This is a genomic window from Sulfoacidibacillus thermotolerans (genome assembly GCF_003144315.1).
Classification (GTDB): Bacteria; Bacillota; Bacilli; order Alicyclobacillales; family SLC66; genus Sulfoacidibacillus; species Sulfoacidibacillus thermotolerans.
This window is the reverse complement of sequence record NZ_MPDK01000050.1, coordinates 1-4,572: the sequence shown is the minus strand read 5'-3', so window position 1 is coordinate 4,572 and position 4,572 is coordinate 1. Positions and strand designations below refer to the sequence as shown.

Here is a 4,572-nt window from a genome sequence, read left to right as displayed (position 1 = left end):
AGAGGGAGAATAGACCACATGGTTACCAGGGGTTCGGATCCAAGCGCAAGAGCAAACTCACCGCGAAAACCTGCACTTTGAAATATAACCCACATGACCATAAGAACAACTACAGAAGAAAGAGTAGTAACTCGGAGAAAATTCTCGTTCCATAGAAGCACGCTCCACAAAAGTACTAAAATAATTGCAGTCATACCAAGTACCATCGTAAGTAGTACCGGGTGATAAATTCCAAATTGAGTAATGTAAATAAAAATAGAGTACAGCGAACGAGGAGTATGGACTGGATGTGTATCCAACATCCTCTTATATCCTAAAGCTGTCCAAAAACCACTTTCAGAAATCCACTGAAAAATAAGAAATGACAACCAATAGATCGCATTCCCATAAATAAGTCCTCGATAAAACAACTTGCTTCGCCAGATCGAAAGCTGTAAAAGCAGAAAAGCAGCGGTCACTGCAAGCAATAACCCAGCCCCAGGTGACCCTGCTAAAAAAGTAACAAAAGGAGCAAAAAATCGCCCCATGTTCTCTGCAAAAATCCATATCATTAGACCGTAGAGTAAAATGAAAACGCTTATCATGCGAACAGCTATCAGATAGCGAAAAGACCACAGCAACCCAGCGAACATGAATTCAATGACAACAATCCAAATATTCATCCACATGCCATGATGTAGATATAGATCGAGAAAAGCATGAAACAAATGCACGGACAAGTCAACTTCTCAGTTCATGCCACTCTTTAGAATGGACAGATGAAATTTGCGATTTCTCTGCTAATGTTTTCGACATTTTTTCCATTGCATACACCATTATCACTTTAAAGACGATCAAAAAAACAATTGCGCCAAGTAACTCAAACAGGCTTAGATAATAAGGATGGAGAAAATCGGACGAGTCTACGAACACTTGTCCACCCCCCTTGCACACATTGTCCCCTGTTTGCTTAAAACAATACAACTCCTTGCATTTGAGCAAGCACCAAATCTACTTCTGACAAGGGAGAGATAAAAATAAGCAGTTCATCGCTGGGCTGTAAAACTGTATTGCCGTGCGGTACGACGACTTCTCCACCACGTTTTACAGAGACAATGACAGCTTCTTGGGGTAACTTCAGCATAGAGAGAGGCTGTCCAACAATCGGGTATTCTGATTTTAAGACAATCCGCACAAATTGGCCTGCATCGCCTGTGAATTTTTGTAACTGATGAACTTTCGCATTTGATTCAGTTGAATACAAGGTATAGGAACTATACGCACGAACCACATCTCTTTGTGTTAGTGTTCCAACAACTTCCTCAGTCATCTCATCAACTACTGGAAGCAGCGTGACATCATGCAATGAAAATAAGCGCATTGCCTCTTCTAAAGTTACGTTTTTCGTAATCGTAGGGGATACTGTAAAGTCGAGATCTCCAAGCGGTGTTCGCAGTGGCAACTTTTCTGCAAATGGACGCATCGTTTCTAGCGTCATAATCCCAATCAAATGTCTATCCTGATCTAAAACCATCGCTACATGGTCGCGCGACATCGTCAACCGATTATACGCATCTTCCAAGGTATCCTCAGGTGAAAAATGCAATCCGACTGGTTCCATAGCTTGTTGTACAGAGATTCGTTCCGTAGGACGCACTTCATTCCCGCGCAAGATATGGATACCCCGTCGCGATAGTTTTACCGTGTACATCGAGTCACGTGTAAGTAAACCATGAACTACAAATGCCGTCACACACGCTGCCATGACAACAGGAGTCAACTGGTAATCCCCAGTCACTTCAAGTAAAATGGTAATCGCTACAAAAGGTGCTTGCGCTGCAGCAGCGAAAATCGCTCCCATGCCAGCAATCGCATAAATTTCAGGATGAGGAATAAGTCCCGGGACAATTAATTGCAGGAGATCTCCATACAAGGCGCCTAGCATTGCGCCCAGAAATAAGGAGGGGGCAAATACGCCACCAGAACCTCCCGATCCCACAGTCGTGAGAGTCGCCACATATTTTAAGATAAACAGAAGGAGAATGGTGCCAATCGCCAACTGACCCCCTAGAGCTAAGTGAATCGATGGGTATCCGACGCCGAGCACCTGTGGAGCCAACAAACCAAGCACCCCAACTAACGCACCACCTGCAATATTCTTAATCCAAAAGGGGACATCCCAGCGTTCTAGTAAATCTTCAGAAAAAGTCAGTCCTTTTGAATAGGCAATCCCTAACACGCCAGCAAGTAAACCGAGAAGAATCATAAAGACGAGAGCAATTGGGTGAATGACTGGATAAGGAATCGTCTGCAAGACGGGATGGTTCCCCATGATCGCATCAAAAATTGTAGAGCCAGTAACAGCAGAAAGGAAAACAGGCATGACTGCCCCCATCGCGTAACTCCCAAGAATCACCTCTAAACCAAAGAAGCCCCCAGCAATCGGCGCATTAAAAGTCGCTGCAATTCCAGCTGCTGCACCGCATGCTAACAACAATGAAATATATTTATCCGATAAACGCAGCTTCTGACCGAGGATCGAACCAAATGCTCCACCAATGAGCGCAATCGGCCCCTCTCGCCCCACTGACCCACCCGCGCCTAGTGTGATGGCCGGAGCTAAAATTCCGAAAAACGCCACTCGCGGCCGGATCTTCCCACCGCGTAAAGCCAATGACTCCAACAACTGTGGAACACCATGGCCTTTTACTTCACGAGCAAAAAAATGGGTAATAAACCCTACAAACAGCAACCCCACCGCGGGAATAAGTGCACGCAGTGGAGAATGAGCCACCGGTATGAGTGTAAACCATGTAGCAAAAAGATGGATCATCGCACGAAATAAAATTGCACCAAGCCCCCCGATTACGCCGATCACCAAAGAGAGGACGCCAATGATAATTGGTTCTCGATAGGGATGCGTCAGCCATTGTTGTAAGAGTGGCTGACGCAGCCTTGGTGTTGGAAGAACAGAAGACATAGCCATACTCCTTACCGATTAGATTGACCAAAAAATTTCTTTGCCACGAGAAATGAGGTCTGTCTATCAGTATAGCATACGGTATAATGTTGACTATATCCGTCGTGATTCGGACTGAACAACTCCCTAACCCAGAAGGTGATCACTTGTTAGCGTCATTTCTTATCTTTTTTCGCGAATCTCTAGAGGCATCGATGATTTGTTCAATCATGCTCGCCTATTTAAAACAAATTGGCAGGCATGATCGTTTTAAAGACGTGTGGATAGGGATTGGCGTAGCCATTGCTACAGCCTTTGTTGGAGGCTGGATCGTATTTACCACACTGCGCAATTACGATGGATCTAACTTACAAAATGAAATCGAAGGGGCTACCTACTTCATCGCAGCGGCCGTCCTCACCTACATGACCTTTTGGATGAAAAAACAGAGCCGCAACCTAAAAGCGCATTTACATGCTAAGATGCAAGTTGCACTTACTAGCGGCTCCATCTTCGCCATCGCTTTCATTGCTTTCTTAACTGTAGGTCGTGAAGGGTTGGAAACCGTCGTATTTATGATTGCCATCGCATTTCACGCCAATCCTCTACTCCTTGCAATGGGGGCTGGACTTGGGATCGCAGCGGGTCTCTCTCTGAGTTATTTCATTTACATCTTAGGTCGACGTATTCAATTAAAATCCTTTTTTGCGATCATGGGAGCGCTGCTTATGTTGTTTGCTGCAGGTCTACTTGCTGACGGTGTCGAAGCATTTCAACAACTTGGCTGGCTCCCAATTGGACAACAAAAACTCTGGAGTACTGCCACAGTTCTCAGCGAAAACAGCACATTAGGGGATATCCTCCACTCCTTTTTTGGATACTCCGAAAGCCCCACCAGTCTCCAAATTGCACTCTATATTCTGTACGTCAGTGTCGCCTTGTGGTTTTTCCTCAAAACAGCTCAAAGAAAGCACCTACTTAAATAGAAAACGGGAAGGTACCACCGTTCCCATTTTCTATTTGGAATCTAACTGCTCCTTCATCGATCTGTATTCTTCAGCTGAAATTTCCCCGCGGGCAAAACGTTCCGCAAGAATTTTTTGCGCATCGTCTGCATGTGAAGAACGATGGTTCCCAGAAAAGAAACGAACTGCATACATGACAAGATAAACAATCGCAATCAGCGCTGCAATTTGAAAAATGAGCCCAATCAGACCAAATCCTCCCCAACCACCCATCATTCCATATCCCATCATGATTTACTCATCCTCTCTTGCGATTTTCTTAACCATACGATACCAAGAATTTATCAAAGAAGTTTGTTGAAATGATGTTGAAATGAAGGAGAAGTTCAGTTTTCTCTGCATTCATCCTACACAATTTTACCGAATGCGCCGTAAAGCCCCGTGCTTTAGCACTGGGGATATAAGGCGCTCGCCGCTAGGCGAATCTTTTGTCTTTTCAATCTCATTAGATAGATTGTTGTGATATACTACTTATATGGAATACAAATCCAATCACAACGTCGTCTACTCTTGCAAATACCATGTCGTATGGTGTCCAAAGTATCGTCGCCGCGTACTCACCAGCGAAGTGGAAGAGCGGTTAAAAGCAATCCTGCGTGAAGTGGCAGA

Annotated in this window: 6 protein-coding genes; 2 read left to right on the top strand and 4 right to left on the bottom strand. The window is 44.6% G+C overall.

Annotation, left to right across the window (positions count from 1 at the left end; translation table 11 throughout):
* From BM613_RS13875 to BM613_RS13865, 3 genes are all read right to left on the bottom strand, one after another.
* Positions 1–713 (bottom strand): hypothetical protein (locus BM613_RS13875; RefSeq protein ID WP_146192834.1); only part of this gene is annotated, 713 nt, incomplete at its 3' end.
* 7 nt (positions 714–720) lie between these two features.
* The gene (locus BM613_RS13870) at positions 721–912 is read right to left on the bottom strand and encodes a hypothetical protein (protein ID WP_109431761.1); all 192 of its coding nucleotides are present in this window, start codon (positions 910–912) and stop codon (positions 721–723) included.
* Positions 913–949: 37 nt separating this feature from the next.
* Entirely contained in the window at positions 950–2,959 is a 2,010-nt protein-coding gene (locus BM613_RS13865; RefSeq protein WP_181363193.1) for a chloride channel protein, read from the bottom strand.
* A 104-nt stretch (positions 2,960–3,063) separates the two neighbouring features.
* Between BM613_RS13865 and BM613_RS13860 the strand changes: the two genes are divergently transcribed.
* Positions 3,064–3,924 carry an FTR1 family iron permease gene (locus BM613_RS13860; protein WP_219930710.1) on the top strand — a complete coding sequence of 287 codons (861 nt, stop codon included), beginning with the start codon at positions 3,064–3,066 and terminating at the stop codon, positions 3,922–3,924.
* Between the two features lie 30 nt (positions 3,925–3,954).
* Here BM613_RS13860 and BM613_RS13855 read toward each other — a convergent pair whose 3' ends face one another.
* The gene (locus tag BM613_RS13855) at positions 3,955–4,194 is read right to left on the bottom strand and encodes an SHOCT domain-containing protein (RefSeq protein ID WP_109431758.1); all 240 of its coding nucleotides are present in this window, start codon (positions 4,192–4,194) and stop codon (positions 3,955–3,957) included.
* A gap of 244 nt (positions 4,195–4,438) precedes the next feature.
* Between BM613_RS13855 and BM613_RS13850 the strand changes: the two genes are divergently transcribed.
* Positions 4,439–4,572: transposase (locus BM613_RS13850; protein ID WP_181363191.1), on the top strand; the 134-nt coding region annotated here is incomplete at its 3' end.